Annotated in this window: 16 protein-coding genes; 7 read left to right on the top strand and 9 right to left on the bottom strand. The window is 74.9% G+C overall.

Going from position 1 to position 15,048, the window contains the following annotated elements:
• Positions 1–15 precede the first annotated feature (15 nt).
• Together ACFYON_RS22620 and ACFYON_RS22615 are read right to left on the bottom strand one after the other, a co-directional pair.
• Positions 16–852, bottom strand: a complete 837-nt coding sequence (locus ACFYON_RS22620) for a hypothetical protein (protein ID WP_357710416.1) — start codon at positions 850–852, stop codon at positions 16–18.
• 30 nt (positions 853–882) lie between these two features.
• On the bottom strand, positions 883–1,224 hold the full coding sequence (locus ACFYON_RS22615; RefSeq protein WP_354873572.1) for a MazG-like family protein: 342 nt from the start codon (positions 1,222–1,224) through the stop codon (positions 883–885).
• A 92-nt stretch (positions 1,225–1,316) separates the two neighbouring features.
• Between ACFYON_RS22615 and gdhA the strand changes: the two genes are divergently transcribed.
• Both gdhA and ACFYON_RS22605 read left to right on the top strand, forming a co-directional pair.
• A complete protein-coding gene (gene gdhA, locus ACFYON_RS22610) occupies positions 1,317–2,648 on the top strand; it encodes an NADP-specific glutamate dehydrogenase (protein WP_354873774.1) in 1,332 nt (443 codons plus the stop codon).
• Positions 2,649–2,799: 151 nt separating this feature from the next.
• Positions 2,800–4,203 carry an alpha/beta hydrolase family protein gene (locus ACFYON_RS22605; RefSeq protein WP_387189204.1) on the top strand — a complete coding sequence of 468 codons (1,404 nt, stop codon included), beginning with the start codon at positions 2,800–2,802 and terminating at the stop codon, positions 4,201–4,203.
• Here ACFYON_RS22605 and ACFYON_RS22600 read toward each other — a convergent pair.
• Entirely contained in the window at positions 4,167–4,913 is a 747-nt protein-coding gene (locus ACFYON_RS22600; RefSeq protein ID WP_354873576.1) for a DedA family protein, read from the bottom strand. The two genes, ACFYON_RS22605 and ACFYON_RS22600, sit on opposite strands and share 37 nt — an antisense overlap.
• Positions 4,914–4,979: 66 nt before the next feature.
• Between ACFYON_RS22600 and ACFYON_RS22595 the strand changes: the two genes are divergently transcribed.
• Positions 4,980–5,672: a carbon-nitrogen hydrolase family protein gene (locus ACFYON_RS22595; RefSeq protein ID WP_354873578.1), complete on the top strand. Its 693-nt coding sequence runs from the start codon at positions 4,980–4,982 to the stop codon at positions 5,670–5,672.
• Positions 5,673–5,698: 26 nt separating this feature from the next.
• Complete coding sequence (locus ACFYON_RS22590; RefSeq protein ID WP_354873580.1) at positions 5,699–6,448, top strand: phosphotransferase; 750 nt, start codon at positions 5,699–5,701, stop codon at positions 6,446–6,448.
• Here ACFYON_RS22590 and ACFYON_RS22585 read toward each other — a convergent pair.
• From ACFYON_RS22585 to ACFYON_RS22570, 4 genes are all read right to left on the bottom strand, one after another.
• Complete coding sequence (locus tag ACFYON_RS22585; protein WP_354873581.1) at positions 6,415–7,848, bottom strand: serine/threonine-protein kinase; 1,434 nt, start codon at positions 7,846–7,848, stop codon at positions 6,415–6,417. The two genes, ACFYON_RS22590 and ACFYON_RS22585, sit on opposite strands and share 34 nt — an antisense overlap.
• A 62-nt stretch (positions 7,849–7,910) precedes the next feature.
• The gene (locus ACFYON_RS22580) at positions 7,911–8,759 is read right to left on the bottom strand and encodes an SAM-dependent methyltransferase (RefSeq protein WP_354873583.1); all 849 of its coding nucleotides are present in this window, start codon (positions 8,757–8,759) and stop codon (positions 7,911–7,913) included.
• 69 nt (positions 8,760–8,828) lie between these two features.
• The gene (locus tag ACFYON_RS22575) at positions 8,829–9,716 is read right to left on the bottom strand and encodes a helix-turn-helix transcriptional regulator (protein WP_354873585.1); all 888 of its coding nucleotides are present in this window, start codon (positions 9,714–9,716) and stop codon (positions 8,829–8,831) included.
• A 104-nt stretch (positions 9,717–9,820) separates the two neighbouring features.
• The gene (locus tag ACFYON_RS22570; protein WP_013285958.1) at positions 9,821–10,078 is read right to left on the bottom strand and encodes a DUF397 domain-containing protein; all 258 of its coding nucleotides are present in this window, start codon (positions 10,076–10,078) and stop codon (positions 9,821–9,823) included.
• Between the two features lie 226 nt (positions 10,079–10,304).
• Between ACFYON_RS22570 and ACFYON_RS22565 the strand changes: the two genes are divergently transcribed.
• Entirely contained in the window at positions 10,305–10,940 is a 636-nt protein-coding gene (locus ACFYON_RS22565) for a GGDEF domain-containing protein (RefSeq protein ID WP_354873588.1), read from the top strand.
• A gap of 126 nt (positions 10,941–11,066) precedes the next feature.
• On the opposite strand, the gene ACFYON_RS22560 is transcribed toward ACFYON_RS22565, so the two are convergent.
• Positions 11,067–11,567, bottom strand: a complete 501-nt coding sequence (locus ACFYON_RS22560; protein ID WP_354873590.1) for a type II toxin-antitoxin system PemK/MazF family toxin — start codon at positions 11,565–11,567, stop codon at positions 11,067–11,069.
• Positions 11,568–11,665: 98 nt separating this feature from the next.
• Here ACFYON_RS22560 and ACFYON_RS22555 point away from each other — a divergent pair, with 98 nt between their 5' ends.
• On the top strand, positions 11,666–12,178 hold the full coding sequence (locus ACFYON_RS22555; protein WP_355097396.1) for an NUDIX domain-containing protein: 513 nt from the start codon (positions 11,666–11,668) through the stop codon (positions 12,176–12,178).
• A 41-nt stretch (positions 12,179–12,219) separates the two neighbouring features.
• Positions 12,220–13,434, top strand: a complete 1,215-nt coding sequence (locus tag ACFYON_RS22550; RefSeq protein ID WP_387189203.1) for a hypothetical protein — start codon at positions 12,220–12,222, stop codon at positions 13,432–13,434.
• On the opposite strand, the gene ACFYON_RS22545 is transcribed toward ACFYON_RS22550, so the two are convergent.
• The gene (locus ACFYON_RS22545) at positions 13,380–15,032 is read right to left on the bottom strand and encodes a DUF885 domain-containing protein (RefSeq protein ID WP_387189202.1); all 1,653 of its coding nucleotides are present in this window, start codon (positions 15,030–15,032) and stop codon (positions 13,380–13,382) included. The two genes, ACFYON_RS22550 and ACFYON_RS22545, sit on opposite strands and share 55 nt — an antisense overlap.
• Positions 15,033–15,048: the final 16 nt, after the last annotated feature.

Genomic DNA, 15,048 nt, shown 5'->3' with positions numbered 1-15,048 from the left:
GCCCCGACTGTACGCTCAGTCCGCGGTGACGCTCACCGCGTTCACGCCGCCCACCAGGTCGAGGTAGAGCCGGTCGGTGGCCCGGTCCCAGCCCGGCGAGCTGATCAGGTCCCCGGCGGCGATTCCGCCTCGGCGCTCGTCGTACAGGGTCAGGGAGCCGGCGCCGGAGGCCACCCGCACCCGGGCCGGCCGCCCGCCGGGCACCGTCACCGTGAGTTCGCTGGCCCCGCCGGTCATCCGGACGGTGAGCGAGCCGTCGAGCCGCGGCAGCAGCAGCCGGGTACGCGAGGCGCCGCCGACCAGGTCGACTCCGGCGAGCCGGGCCTCGCCCAGGTCGAGCCGCTGCTCGCTGACGCCCCCGATCAGCCGCAGCCGCCAGGTGACCCGGGAGTTGAGCACCACCTCGACCGCGGCCGGGCCGGGGCGGCCGTTCTCCTCGATCCGCAGCCGGACCCGGTCGCCGGCCAGTTGCGGGCGCGGCGTCACGCCCGAACCGTCCGGCGCGCCGATCCGGTACAGGTCGTCGCCGAGGTCGGCGGCGCGCAGCGTGAACCGGGTCAGCCCGTCCACCAGCTCGAACTGGGCGAGTTGCCGGCCACCACGCGCCGCGGCGAGGGTCTCGGCGCCGGCCACCTCGGCGGCGCCCGCCCCGCCGGATCCGCCGCGCCCGGGAAGGGGGGACGGCGGCTCGCCGCCGGAGAAGACCACGCCGAGGCGCGCCGGGTTGGACAGCGTCACCGCGACCGCCACCGCGCCGAGCACCACCACCAGCACGGCGGCGGCAGCCAGCAGCCGGGCGACGCCGGACCAGCGGGGCCGGGCCAGGTCGGGGTCGTCCTCGGATGCGGTCATGCTCGTCCCCTCTCGCCGGTCCCCACCGGGTCATACGTCTGCGTCGGCGTCCCGGTTCATTCCCACTCCGGTACGTTCCCGCACCTTGCCGGCGCACGCGGCAAGCACCGCCCGCGCGTCCAGGCCGAGGCTCTCGATCGCGACGAGCGCGGTGAACGCCACGTCGGCCAGCTCGGCGGCGACGTCCTCGCGGGTGTGCGTCACCCCCTTGCGCGGGTTCTGCCCGAGCAGGCCGATCCAGGCCGCGGCGACCTCACCGGCCTCCTCGCCGATCTTGAGGATGCGACAGGTCAGCTCGGTGTCGCCGCGGCCGTTCGCGGCGTCGAGCCAGGCGCGCGCGTCCCGCGCCGTCGTCCAGATGGTGGCGTCCACGCGGACCAGTGAACCCCACCCCGCAGACCGTTCGTATTCTGGGGCGACGCAGGCCAGGGGGCCTGTGTCCGAGGTGAGAGGACGTGCCCGTGATGTCGGAGACCGTCGAGTCGGTGTTCGCCGGCGTGGTCGCCCGGAACCCGGGAGAGCCGGAGTTCCACCAGGCGGTCCGCGAGGTGCTGGAGAGCATCGGTCCGGCCCTGGCCCGGCATCCGGAGTACGCCGAGGTGGTCGAGCGGGTCTGCGAGCCGGAGCGGCAGGTCATCTTCCGCGTGCCGTGGGAGGACGACCGGGGCCGGGTACGGGTCAACCGGGGCTTCCGCGTGGAGTTCAACAGCGCGCTCGGCCCGTTCAAGGGCGGCCTGCGCTTCCACCCGTCGGTCTACCTGGGCATCGTGAAGTTCCTCGGCTTCGAGCAGATCTTCAAGAACGCGCTGACCGGGCTTGCCATCGGCGGCGGCAAGGGCGGTGCGGACTTCGACCCGAAGGGCCGCTCCGACCGCGAGGTGATGCGGTTCTGTCAGAGCTTCATGACCGAGCTGTACCGGCACATCGGCCCGCAGACCGACGTGCCCGCCGGTGACATCGGGGTGGGCGGCCGGGAGATCGGCTACCTGTTCGGGCAGTACAAGCGGATCACCAACCGGTACGACGCGGGCGTGCTCACCGGCAAGGGCCTGGCGTACGGGGGCGCGCAGGTGCGCCGGGAGGCGACCGGGTACGGGGCGGTGTTCTTCGCCGACGAGATGCTGCGTCAGGCCGGGGACAGCCTGGAGGGCAAGCGGGTCGTGGTGTCCGGCTCCGGCAACGTGGCCATCTACGCGATCGAGAAGGTGCACCAGCTCGGCGGCACGGTCGTGGCGTGCTCGGACTCCGGCGGCTACGTGGTCGACGAGAAGGGCATCGACCTGGCGTTGCTGCGCGAGCTCAAGGAGGAGCGGCGCGGGCGGCTGGCTGAGTACGCGGAGCACGCCCGCAACGCGGTGGCGGTCCCCGAGCGCAACGTCTGGGAGGTGCCCTGCGACCTGGCGCTGCCCTGCGCCACGCAGAACGAGATCGGTGGCGCGGAGGCCGCCGCGCTGGTGGCCGGCGGCTGCGTCGCGGTGGTGGAGGGGGCGAACATGCCCACCACCCCGGAGGCGGTGCGGATCCTCGGCCGGGCCGGGGTGCGGTTCGCCCCGGGCAAGGCCGCCAACGCCGGCGGGGTGGCGGTGAGCGGGCTGGAGATGCAGCAGAACGCCAGCCGCGACACGTGGACGTTCGGCGAGTCCGAGCAGCGGCTGCGCGAGATCATGCGGGACGTGCACGACAGGTGCTGGGCGACGGCCGAGGAGTTCGGCCTGCCCGGCGACTACGTGGCCGGGGCGAACATCCAGGGGTTCCGGCGGGTGGCCGAGGCGATGCTGGCGCACGGGCTGATCTGAGCGGGCCGTGGGACGGACGCTGACCGTGCGGTCGGTCAGCGATTGACAGTGCTCGACCCCCGGCCTAGGTTCAGTGCGCTACCGGCCGGTAGGCACCCGTCCCGCGTCGTCGCCCCCGTCCCGGGGTGACACCCGTCCCCGGGGAGCAGCGATGCAGCCCTCACCTCTGCGCCGCCGGCTGCTCGCCGTCGGCACGACCCTCGCGCTGGCGCTCGGCCTCACCGGCGCGACGCCCGCCGCCGCCGGGGGCCGCGACGACGGCGGCGGCCCGCTGCCCGGCTACACCATCGTCAACCCGCCGCTGCCGCCACTGGTCGTGAACGGCGTCGCCACCACGGTGCGGCAGGGCGTGCACGCGAACGCCGGATACATCATCGAGATCCCGAAGCGCTGGAACGGCGAGCTGGTGATGTGGGCGCACGGCTACCGCGGGCAGGGCACCGAGCTGTCGCCGGAGGCGCCCGGCTTCGACCTGCGGCAGCGCCTGGTCGCCCAGGGGTACGCGTGGGCGTCGTCGTCGTACGACCGCAACGGCTACGACGTGCGCTCCGGCGTACGCGGCACCCGCGCCCTGGCCGACCTGTTCTCCCGTACCGTCCGGCGCCCGCACCGGGTGCTCATCGCCGGGGTGTCGATGGGCGGCCACGTCATCGGCCGGTCGCTGGAACAGTACCCGGGCTTCTACGCCGGGGCGCTGCCGATGTGCGGGGTGCTCGGCGACCAGGAGCTGTTCGACTTCTTCCTGGACTACAACCTGGCCGCGCAGGCGCTGGCCGGGGTGCGCGCGTACCCGACGCCGCCGGATTACCTGGCCTCGGCGGTGCCCCGGATCCAGGTCACGCTCGGCCTGGCCGGGCTGACCCCGGGCGGCCCGGACACCACGAACGCGCTCGGCAAGCAGCTGCGCGCGGTCACCGTGGACCGCTCCGGCGGGCCGCGGCCGGGCGCCGACGCCGCGTTCGCGATCTGGAAGGACTTCCTGTTCGGCATCGCGGTCAGCGAGACGGACGGCTCCCCCGCACGGCGTCCCGGCCAGCTCGCCACGAACCTGTTCACCAGGTATGCGCCGAACCAGCCGGTGAACCTCGACGCCACGGTGCAGCGGGTCGCGCCGGAGAACCTGCGGCAGCGGCTCTCACCCGGCCTGACCGAGGTGCCCCGGATCGCCGGGCGGCCCACCGCGCCGGTGCTGAGCCTGCACGGCCTCGGCGACCTCTTCGTGCCGTTGTCCATGGAACAGGCGTACGCCCGGGACGTCGCCCGGAACGGCCGGTCCCGGCTGCTGGTGCAGCGGGCGGTGCGCACCGCGCAGCACTGCGAGTTCAGCCCGGCCGAGGCCGGCGCCGCCTGGGACGACCTGGTCCGCTGGGTACGCGCCGGCAAGCGGCCGGCCGGTGACCCGGTCACCGACCGGCGCGCGGTGGCGGCGCCGGACTTCGGCTGCCGGTTCAGCGACGAGGCCGCCCGGGCCGCCGGCGCCGGCACCCGCCCGCTCTACCCTGCCTGCCCGGCCGGCGCTCAGTCCTCCTCGCGGCCGTACCAGCCGCCCCGGTAGACGGTGCCCTGCGGGGCCGGCTCCGGCGGCGCGGCGGCGATCCGGCGGGAGCGGCGGACCCGGCTGACCACGAACCAGCAGAGCCCGGCCACCACGGCCACGATGACCACCTTCTGGAACGTGCCCGCGTACGCCTCGACCACGTGCCACTGCTCGCCGAGGAAATACCCGGCGAGCACGAAGGTGGTGTTCCAGATCAAACTGCCCAGCGCGGTGTAGAGCAGGAAGACCGGGATCGGCATCCGTTCCACACCGGCCGGGATGGAGATGAGACTTCGGAAGATCGGAATCATCCGGCCGAAGAACACCGCCTTGACGCCGTGGCGCAGGAACCACGCCTCGGTGCGGTCCACGTCCTCCAGCTTGATCAGCGGCAGCCGCGCGGCCAGGGCACGCATCCGGTCCCGCCCGAGGGCCGCGCCGATGTAGTAGAGCGCCAGCGCGCCCACGATCGACCCGAGCGTGGTCCAGAAGATGGCGCCGGCCAGGCTCATCCGGCCCTGGCTCGCGGTGAAGCCGGCCAGCGGCAGGATCACCTCGCTGGGGATGGGCGGGAACAGGTTCTCCAGGGCCACCGCGAGGCCGGCGCCCGGTCCACCGAGCCGTTCCATCAGGCCGGTGACCCAGCCGGCTACTCCGTCGCCGGCCGGTTCCGCGGCCCGCGCGGTGCTCGCCCGGGGGACGGCGAGCAGCTGTGCGTTTCCGATCATCCGACCAACGTTACGGGGCGAAGCCGCGGACGACCACGCGTGATGGAAACCATTATCGTGTACGCCATGCGTACGCCGCTGCGGATCGCCGTCGCCCAGCCGCTCACCCTCTCCCACGACGTCGAGGGCAACGCCGCCCGGCACGCCGACGCGGTGCGCGCCGCCGCGGCCCGCGTGGTGGTCTTCCCGGAGATGTCACTGACCGGGTACGAACTGACCGCCGTACCCCTGGATCCGGACGATCCCCGGCTCGCGCCGCTGCGGACGGCCTGCGCCGGGACCGGGACGCTGGCGCTGGCCGGGGCGCCGGTGCCCGGCCCGCACATCGGGGTGCTCGCCGTCGACGCCGAGGGCGTGCGGGTGGCGTACCGGAAGATGTGCCTGGGTGGCGCGGAGCCGCGGCACATGCGGCCGGGCCGGGAGCCGGCGGTGCTCGATGTGGACGGCTGGCGGCTGGGCCTGGCCGTGTGCAAGGACACCGGGACGCCGGAGCACGCGGCGGCGACCGTGGCGCTCGGCGCGGACGCCTACCTGGCCGCGGTGCTGGAGTCGGCCGACGACGCGGCGGTGCCGGACGAGCGCGCCCGCCGGGTCGCCGCCGCGCACGGCGTGTGGGTGGTGACGGCCAGCTTCGCCGGCTCGACCGGCGGCGGCTACGCGCGGGCCGCCGGTGGCTCCGGGATCTGGTCACCGGCGGGCGAGCCGGTGGTCCGCGCCGGCCCGGACGTCGGCGAGGTGGTCACCGGGACCCTGCGCTGAGGACGGAGCACCTACGCTGGGGCGGGATGGCACCGTCAGAGGGCGCCGGCCTGGAACCGGCCCCGGACAGCTTCCGGGCGGCGACCCCGCTCGGCACCGGCCGCACCGCCGACGTGTGGCCGCTGCCCGGCGGGCGGGTGGTGCGCCGCTACCGCGACGGTGGCGACGTGCGGGCCGAGGCCGAGGTGATGCGGCACCTGCACCGGGCCGGCTATCCCGTGCCCCGGGTGCATCACGCCGACGGCACCGACCTGGTGCTCGACCGGGTCACCGGCCCGACCCTGGTGGAGGCGTTCCACGCGGGCGCCGTCACCGCGCGGGCGGGCGCCCGCATGCTGGCCGACCTGCACGCCCGCCTGCACGCGCTCCCGGCTCTCCGCTCGGCCGACCCGGCGGTACGCCTCCTGCACCTCGACCTGCATCCGGGCAACGTGCTGCTGGCCGCCACCGGTCCGGTGGTCATCGACTGGACCGACAGCGCCGAGGGGCCGCCGGCGCTGGACCGGACGACGACCGCGTTGATTCTCGCGGAGGTCGCCGTCGCTCCGGGCCACCCACTGGCGGCGGCGGCAGGCGAGTTGCTGTCCGCGTACGTCGCCGCCTCCGGGCCGCTCGACCAGCTGGCGGAGGCGGTGCGGCACCGCGCCGCCGGTCACGCGCCCGATCCGGAGCGACTGCCCGAGGCGGCCGCCCTGGTGACGGAGACGATCCGGGCGGTCACGGCCGGAGACCGCCGGGTGCCTCAGCCCTCGTCGGCGCCGCGCAGCCGCTCGTAGCCGTCGAGCAGCTTGCGCAACGCGGCGGCGGTGACCGGATCGATCTTGTCGTCCTCGGCCGCGTCCTCGATCTTCTCGCGCAGGTCCTCGACCCGCTTGCCCCGGTCCCTCGGCTTGCCCCGGTCCAGCTCGGCGGCCTTCTTGCGCAGGTCGGCGGCGGTCTTGCGGTCGATCAGCCCGATCGACTCGGCCCGGTCGAGCAGCTCACCGAACCGGTCGCCGAACTGACGCGACGTCACCGGCTCGGGCGTCGTCGACGGCGGCGCGGCGCTGCTGGGCTCGGATGCGGGCCGCTCGGCGGCGCCGGTCGACGGGCCGGCAGTGGGCGCGGCGGCCGGCGGGGCGCCGGAGCCGTCGCCCCATACCAGCGAGCCGACCACCGCGAGAAGCAGCACCACCGCACCGGCCACCAGCAGCCCGAACAGCCGGTTCGACGAGACGGCCGGAGGCGGCGGCGGGACGGGACGCCCCGGCGGGCGGGGCGCGGCGCCCGGGGAACGCTCGACGAGCGTGGGCGGGTGCGCCACCGGCCCCACGGTGGGCAGGATCGCCGTCGGCGGATCCACCGGACGGCCCGCGCCGAGCCGCTCGGCGAGCCGGGCCGCGGTGGGCCGACGGCGCGGGTCCGGCGCCAGGCAGGCGAGCGCCAGGTCGGCGATCTCCGGCGGCAGCCCGGGCACCCGCGGCGGCGGCACCGCCGGCCGGTTGCGCCGCACGTCCAGCACGTCGTCCCAGCCGCGCACCGGCAGCGGGGCCCGGCCGGTGAGGCTGCGATACAGCAGTACGCCGAGCGCGTACACGTCGCCGGCCGGGTTCGCCGGGCCGGGGTCGAGGCGTTCCGGGGCGAAGTAGGCGGGGGTGCCCATCAGCAGCGCGCCGGTCTGCCCGGTGACCGGGTGCGGGCCGGCCGGCGCGGCGATGCCGAAGTCGAGCACCTTCGCGCCGGTCTCGGTGAGCATCACGTTCGCCGGCTTGACGTCGCGGTGCACCACGCCGATCCGGTGCGCCGCGGCCAGCGCCCCGGCCACCTGCCTGGCCGTTCGCACCGCGTCCGGCCAGGCCAGCGGACCGCCGGCCAGCCGGTCGGCGAGCGTCTGCCCCTCCACCAACTCCATCACCAGGTACGGGATCACGACGCCGCCGTCCAGCGTCGCCTCGCCGTAGTCGTACACCTGGGTCACGTGCGGGTGGGTGAGACGCGCGGCCGCGCGGGCCTCGCGCTGGATCACCGCCCGCAGTTGCGGGTCGGCGGCGAGTTGCCCGGCGAGGGCCTTGACCGCGACGGGCCGGTGCAGCACCTCGTCGTCGGCCCGCCACACCTCGGACATCCCGCCGAGGCCGATGCGTTCGCGCAGGACGTATCGGTCGTGCAGGCGCAGGGCGGGCGTGAACGGCGACATGATGCCTCCAGTCTGCCCGTCCGGCCCTCCGGCCCGTCAACCGCCCGGCGCGCGGCCCCCGGTCAGGGTTTGCGGGCGACCCCGCCGTACATGCTGACGTCGATCACCGACGGGCGCGGCTCGGGCTCGCCGTCGGCACGCCACTCGGCGACCGAGCAGACGCCCGGATCGACCGGTTCCAGCCCGTCGAAGAAGCGCACGAACTCTTCCCGGCTGCGCAGGTTGATCACACCGTGCGGGCCGCCGCCACGGGCTGCCGCCTTCGCCTCGGCTGCCACCTCGGCCGGCAGGTGGTCGTGGGTGGCGTGCGAGGCGGCCAGGTAGCTGCCGGCGGGCAACGCGTCCAGCAGGCGGCCGACGATCGCGTACGGGTCCTCGCCGTCCGGCACGAAGTGCAGCACCGCCAGCAGCATCAACGCCACCGGCTGGGACAGGTCGAGCGTGCGGCGCAGATCGGGGTGGGCGAGGATGCGCTCGGGGTCGACCAGGTCCGCGTCCAGGTAGGCGGTGGCGCCCTCGGTGGAGCTGGTGAGCAGCGCACGGGCGTGGGCCAGCACGATCGGGTCGTTGTCCACGTAGACCACACGGGCGCGCGGGTCGATCGACTGCGCCACCTCGTGCGTGTTGTCGGCGGTGGGGATGCCGGTGCCGATGTCCAGGAACTGCCGGATGCCCGCCTCGCCGGCCAGATGGCGCACCGCGCGGCGCAGGAACCGCCGGTTCTCCAGCGCGCTGATCCGGATGGTCGGGAACCGCTCGGCCATGGCGTCGCCGGACTCGCGGTCGGCCTGGAAGTTGTCCTTGCCGCCGAGCCAGTAGTTGTACCGGCGGGCGGGGTGCGCCACAGTGGTGTCGATCCGGGCGGCGAGCGGCCCGGAGTCGGGTGGCGTACCTGGTGCGTCGCTGGTCAAGGCCGCCTCCACGACTCGCGTTCCGCTATCCACTGTCGACGGACATGCTACTGCCCGCCGACGCGCCGGTCAGGCCGGGTAGAGCTCGTCGCGCAGGCGGGCCAGCAGCTCCGGGGTCCGCTCCGGCGGCACGGCCTCCACGCACAACCGTTCCATCGCCTCGGCGTAGAAGTCGAGGTCGTCGCGCTTGTCCAGGTAGATCGCGCTGGTGAGCTGCTCGATGTAGACGATGTCGGGCAGATCGGCGTCACCGAAGCGCAGGATGCTGAACGCGCCGCTGGCCGCCGCGTGCCCGCCGGCGGCGAAGGGGACGATCTGCAACCGCACGTGCGGCCCGGAGGTCGCCTCGATCAGCGCGTCCATCTGCTCCCGCATCACCGCCGCGCCGCCGATCGGGCGGCGCAGCACCGCCTCGTCGAGCACCGCCCACAACTGCGGCGGGTCGGCCCGCCGCAGCAGTTCCTTGCGCTGCATCCGCAGCTCCACCCGCCGGTCCAGCTCCGCCGCCGACGCACTGCGGTGGCCGAGCAGGATGACCTCCCGGGCGTACGCGGCGGTCTGCAACAGGCCGGGCACGAACTGCACCTCGTAGGTGCGGATCAGCGCGGCGGCCGCCTCCAGGCCCAGGTACGACTGGAACCAGGCGGGGAGCACGTCGCCGTAGCGGTGCCACCAGCCCGGGTTGTTCGCGTCCTGGGCCAGCTTGAGCAGCGCGGCGCGGTCCTCCGGAGCGGTGACGCCGTAGAGCGTGAGCAGATCGGCCACGTCGCGCTCCTTGAAGCCGACCCGGCCCAGCTCCATCCGGCTGATCTTCGACTCGGACGAGCGGATCTCGTAGCCGGCCACCTCCCGGCTGACCCCGGCGCTCTCACGCAGCCGGCGCAACTGGCCGCCGAGCAGCATGCGCAGCACTGTCGGACCGCTTGTCGGACCACCCTCGACAGGCACCGTCGCCACCTGACCGCCCTCGCATCCCGACCACGTCGGCCGGGCACCCTCCCGGCCGACGAGTAAGCATGCCATGAACCGACAGTGAGGTGAACTCCTCCGGAGGGACGGAGTCAGTCCCGTGTACGGGACGGCGGGATGAGGTGGTCGAAGTCGCCGTCGCGGGCGCCGAGCACGAACGCGGCGATCTCGTCCACCGTGTAGATGAGCGCCGGGCCCTCGGGGTGCCGGGAGTTGCGGACCGCGATGCCGCCACCACCAGGCAGCTCGGCCAGTTCGACGCAGTTGCCGCTGGGGTTGCTACGACGGCTCTTCAGCCAGCGCATCGGTGGCAACTCGGTCACGGGCACGCCGTTCGGAGGTTGCTGCATGGGCGTCCTTCGGGAATGAGCCAGCCGAGGCCGCGGGGAGGGGCGGTGGGTGGCGACGTCTGTCGACTGAGGAGGCAGATGCACGTGCATCTGCTATTGCATCTGCAATGGACAGAGAGCATGATAACCGAAATACGGTGTGCCGGTTCGCTCACGTACAGTGACCCGAACCCGGCTCCGGAGACGCCGCATCGCGCGGCTACGGGACTGCGGCGAGGAGGACGCGTTGGCGGATCCGATGACCATCGCCTCCGGCATCTCCGCGGCGGGCGCGCTCGTCTCCGCCTGGCAGTTACGCCGCCGCGCGCTGCGCGCCGAAGCCGAGATCGAGCTCCTCCAGGCCGAACTGGCCGCCGAGCGGCACGCCGCCAGCCACGACCCGCTCACCGGGCTGCCCAACCGCCGCGCGTTCTTCCGCCTGGCCGCCGCCCTGCTCACCGACCCGGCCGGTCAGCCGCTCGTCGCGGTGGTGCTCGACCTGGACAACTTCAAGCAGGTGAACGACCGCTACGGGCACGCCGCCGGAGACCAGGTGCTGGTCAGCGTGGCGCAACGGCTGGCCGCGTTCGCCGGCAACAACCTGGTCGCCCGCCTCGGCGGCGACGAGTTCGCCGGCCTGCTGGCCAGCCCGACGGCGGATCGCAGGTGGATCGAGCACGCCACCCGGCGGCTCTGCGAGGCGCTCGCCGCGCCGATCCCGCTGGGGACACGCAGCATCCAGGTCACCGCCTCGGTCGGGCTCGCGCCCGTGCACTGCCCGACGCAGCTCGCCGACGCGCTCTGCCGCGCCGACGCGGCCATGTACGAGGCGAAGACGCTCGACACCGCCCGCCCCACCCGGCAGCTCGTCGCCGAGCGTTGAGCAGGCTCTGTTCGCGGCGTCCCTCGTCGGCCGCCGACTGCTGACCGCACTCCGCCCGGCTCGTCGCGGGGCGCTGAGCCCGGTCCGCCGGCTCGTCGCGGCGCCGGCCGGACTCCGCCCGGCGGGTCAGCGCCAGCCGTAGCCGGCGCGCAACGCCTCGCCGATCCGGTCGAACCGGGGCCGGTCCAGCACCGCGCCCTCGCGGCGGATGCTGTCCTCGCGCATGGTGAGCACCCGGTCCAGCCGTACCCAGCTCGGCCGCTTGTCCCGGTCCCACTCCCCCGGGCCGAGCGCCAGCCAGTGCCGCTGGCCGTCCCGGTCGCTCTGGCTGGACAGCATCAGCCCGAACAGCGTGCGGCTGTGCCGGCCCACCACCAGCACCGGGCGGTCCTTGCCCTGGCGCGGGTCGTCCTCGTACGGCACCCACGTCCAGACGATCTCGCCCGGGTCGGCCTGCCCGTCCGGCTCCGGGGCGTACGACAGCTCGCGGCGCTGCAACGCGCTGACCTGGCGGCGGCGCGCGACCTGCGCCGGGATCGGCCCCCCGGCGCGGGTGGGGGCGGGGGCGGGCACGCCCCCGGTGATCCGGCCGAGCTTCGACGCCACGTTCCTCAACAGACCTGCCACGGCGGGCAGCCTATCGGTCCGGGCACCCCGGCCCCGGAATCGGGTCGCCGGGCCGGGCACCCGGTGCGTCGAGCGCGGGCCTTCCTTACTCTCGGAGCGTGGAGCCACCCCGTGATCTGCCGCTGATCGAACGCAGCGCCGTCCGGCTGGTGGTGCTCGACGCCGCCGACCGACTGCTGCTGTTCCACACCCGCGACCCGGACCACCCGGACCTCGGCGTGTGGTGGGAGCTACCCGGCGGCGGGCTGGACCCCGGCGAGACGTACCGGGAGGCGGCCGTACGCGAGCTGCGCGAGGAGACCGGCATCGCCATCGGCCCGGACGAGGTCGGCGCACCCACGTGGCGGCGGCGGGCCAGCTTCCGGCACCGGCAGCACCGCCACCTCCAGGACGAGGTGATCGTGGCGGTACGGCTGTCCGGCCCCGGGCCGGACGTGGACGAGGCGTCCCGGCTGGACTACGAGATGGAGGACTACTTCGGGTTCCGCTGGTGGCCGCTGGCCGAGGTGCTCGCCGAGCGACCGCGCTGCTACCCGGGCCGGCTGCCGGAGCTGCTGCCGGCGTTCCTGGCCGACGAGGAGATCGACGAGCCGTTCGAGCTGTGGTCCTGACAGGGGGTGCCGGCGGGCACGCCGGCGGGCAGAGTGGAGCCGTGACTTCTCTGCGCGCACCCCTGGCAAGTTACGCCGAACGGCTGCACCGCGCCGCCGGTGACACCCACCACGTCGCCTCGCCGCTGGGCGCCTGGCTCCTGCTGGCGCTGACCGGCCCGGCCGCCACCGGGGCGGACCGCGCGGCGCTGGCCGAAGCGCTCGGCCTCGACCCGGACGACGCCGCCGCCGAGGCCCGGGCGCTGCTCGCCGCGCCGCACCCGATGGTCGCCGCGGCCACCGCGCTGTGGGAACGCACGCCGGCACCGGAGCTGGCCGCCTGGCGGGGCGCCCTGCCGGAGGCCACCGAGCGCGGTGCGCTGCCCGACCAGGCCGCGCTCGACGCCTGGGCCCGGGAGCGTACCGGCGGGCTGATCGATCGCTTCCCGGTCGACGTCAACCCGGACACGCTGCTGGTCCTGGCGAACGCGCTGGCCACCCGCGTGTCGTGGGCCGACCCGTTCGAGACGGCCGCGGGCACCGAGCTGGGTACGGGCAGCGCCTGGTCCGGCCGGCTGAGCCGGGTGCTGCGCACGCCGCCGATCGGGCACCGCTGCTGGGTCGCGGCCACCGACCGGGCCGGCGACGTGGCGGTACACGCGGTCCCGGCCCGCACCGGCGACGACGGTGCCGGGCTGCTCGTGGTGTCGGTGGCCGCCGCGCCCGAGGTGCCCGCGGCCGACGTGCTGGCCGTCGCGCACGAGCTGGCGAGCGCCGCCGCGCTCGTTCCGGACTCCCTGCCGGCCCGCCGATCGCTGTTCGACCTGCCGCTGGGCGAGACACCGCTGTGGACGGTGCGGGAGAAGCCGGTGAACACGTTCGCCGCCGACGGCCGGGAGGAACGCGCCAACGCGGTGCTGCCCTGCTGGTCGGCGCGGAGCCGGCACGACCTGGCCGCACCGGGGTTCGGCTTCGACGCGGCGGCGCGGGCCCTCGGCGGGCTGATGGGGCTGGCCGGGCCGGGGTTCGACGCCGCGCAGTCCGCTGTCGCCCGGTTCGGCCGCTACGGCTTCGAGGCCGCCGCGGTGACCGCGTTCGGCATGGTGGCCGGCCTGCCGCCGGAGGGGATCGCCCGCGTCGCGGAGCTGCGCTTCGGGCACCCGTACGCGGTGGTGGCGGTGACCACCGACCCGGCCGGCGGCCCGTGGCACGCCCTGCCGGTCTACTCCGCGTGGGTGGCCGACCCGGAGGAGTTGCCCGCCGACGAGGCCGGATAGGCGGCGAGCGCGCTCGTGAGCCGGCCCAGCCCCAGCGAGCCGAGCTCCAGGGCCCGGTTGTGGAACGCCCGCCGGTCGCCGGGGAAGGCCTCCCGGCCCTCCCGCCACACCCGCTCCCCCACCTTGTAGGTGAGCGCCTGCCCGGGACGGCCCAGGTACCGGGCCAGCTCCAGTGGCGCGTACGGGCCCTGGTGGCAGCGGTCACGCAACAGGTCCAGCGCGGCCTGCGGCGTCCACGTCGTGCCGGGGTCCGACGGCATCGGCAGCCGCAGGTGCAGGCCGATGTCGAGCACCACCCGCGCCGCCCGCAGCAGTTGCATGAACAGGTGCCCCAGCCGGGCGCCCGGCTGCTCGTAGAGCCCGAGCTCGTCCATGAACCGCTCGGCGTACAGGGCCCAGCCCTCCTGGGCGCCGGAGAGCCCGCCGAGCAGGTTCAGCCGCCGCCCGGGACCGCCCCGGCACGCCTCGGAGCCGAGCTGCAGGTGGTGGCCGGGAACGCCCTCGTGGTACGCGGTGCTGTACGCCCACCAGGTCGGGAAGCGCTCCTGCCCCTCGGGCAGCAGCCACGAGACCCGGCCCGGCCGGGTCAGGTCCCGCGACGGCGCGGTGTACGCGGTGCCGCCGGACGCGGTGACCCGTGACTCGACGCGCCGCAGCGGCGCGGGGATGTCGAAATGGACGCCGTGCAGCCGCTCGGTGGTGGCCTCCAGCAGGTCCTGGAGCCAGGCGGCGAACTCGTCACGGCTGCGCAGCACACCTGGCGCGTCGGGGCGGTCGAGCCGTTCCCGCACCTCGGGCACGGTTCCGCCCAGGGCTCTCGCCTCCGCGACCAGGTCCGCCTCGATCGCGGTGAACTCGTTCCAGCCCCACTCGTACAGCTCGCGCAGGTCCGGTTCCGCACCGAGGAACATCCGCACCCAGAGGGCGTACCGCCGTGGGCCGAACGCCTCGTCGTCGTGCGCCCGCGGCGCGAGGTCCGCGGTGAGCGTCTCGGCGAATCTCCGGTACGCCTCCCGCGCGTCCCGCGCCGCTGCCCGCAACGAGCCGCGCTGCGGGCCCTCGCCGTAACGCTCGACGAGCGCCGTGTCGTCGTCCATCCAGTTGCGACACCGCTGCGTCACCAGCTCCACCTGGCGGCGGGCCGGCAGGTGACCGCGCCCGGCGGCGAGCAGGAGGCTATGGGCGTACCCGTCCAGTGCCGCCGGGATCGCGGCCTGCCGCGCGCCGACGCGGGCCCAGCCGTCCTCGGACGCCGCGCCCTCGGCGTCGCGGCCCGGCACGGCGGACTCGACGCACTGGCGGATGAGCTGGAGCGGGCCGGTGGCCGCGACGTGCAGTTCCCGCAGATCCTCCCCGGCGTCGTGGAAGGCGATCCGGGTGCGCAGCCGTTCGGCGAGGTGTTCGCGCAGCGGGCTCGTCGGCGGCGGCGTCCCGATCCGGCGCAGGGCGCGGGTGGCGAGATCGGCGCGGGCCTGGTGACCGTCCGGGCTGTAGTCGGTGAGACCGTCGACGTCCTGCTCACCGGCCTCGACCACCGCCGCACACGGATCGAGGCGAGCCACGTCCCGCAGCAGGCCTTCGGTGAGGTCGTCGATCATGGGATCGAGGGTAGCC

Source organism: Micromonospora sp. NPDC005686, from assembly GCF_042871665.1.
Lineage (GTDB): Bacteria > Actinomycetota > Actinomycetes > Mycobacteriales > Micromonosporaceae > Micromonospora.
Note: the sequence above shows the minus strand (reverse complement) of the source record. Positions and strands in the feature narration are given on the sequence as shown.

Coding starts and splice junctions, on each gene's coding strand:
- ACFYON_RS22545 (WP_387189202.1), bottom strand. CDS start 15,032: ATGATCGACGACCTCACCGAAGGCCTGCTGCGGGACGTGGCTCGCCTC.
- ACFYON_RS22590 (WP_354873580.1), top strand. CDS start 5,699: ATGGCACCGTCAGAGGGCGCCGGCCTGGAACCGGCCCCGGACAGCTTC.
- ACFYON_RS22585 (WP_354873581.1), bottom strand. CDS start 7,848: ATGTCGCCGTTCACGCCCGCCCTGCGCCTGCACGACCGATACGTCCTG.
- ACFYON_RS22570 (WP_013285958.1), bottom strand. CDS start 10,078: ATGCAGCAACCTCCGAACGGCGTGCCCGTGACCGAGTTGCCACCGATG.
- gdhA (WP_354873774.1), top strand. CDS start 1,317: ATGTCGGAGACCGTCGAGTCGGTGTTCGCCGGCGTGGTCGCCCGGAAC.
- ACFYON_RS22620 (WP_357710416.1), bottom strand. CDS start 852: ATGACCGCATCCGAGGACGACCCCGACCTGGCCCGGCCCCGCTGGTCC.
- ACFYON_RS22605 (WP_387189204.1), top strand. CDS start 2,800: ATGCAGCCCTCACCTCTGCGCCGCCGGCTGCTCGCCGTCGGCACGACC.
- ACFYON_RS22600 (WP_354873576.1), bottom strand. CDS start 4,913: ATGATCGGAAACGCACAGCTGCTCGCCGTCCCCCGGGCGAGCACCGCG.
- ACFYON_RS22595 (WP_354873578.1), top strand. CDS start 4,980: ATGCGTACGCCGCTGCGGATCGCCGTCGCCCAGCCGCTCACCCTCTCC.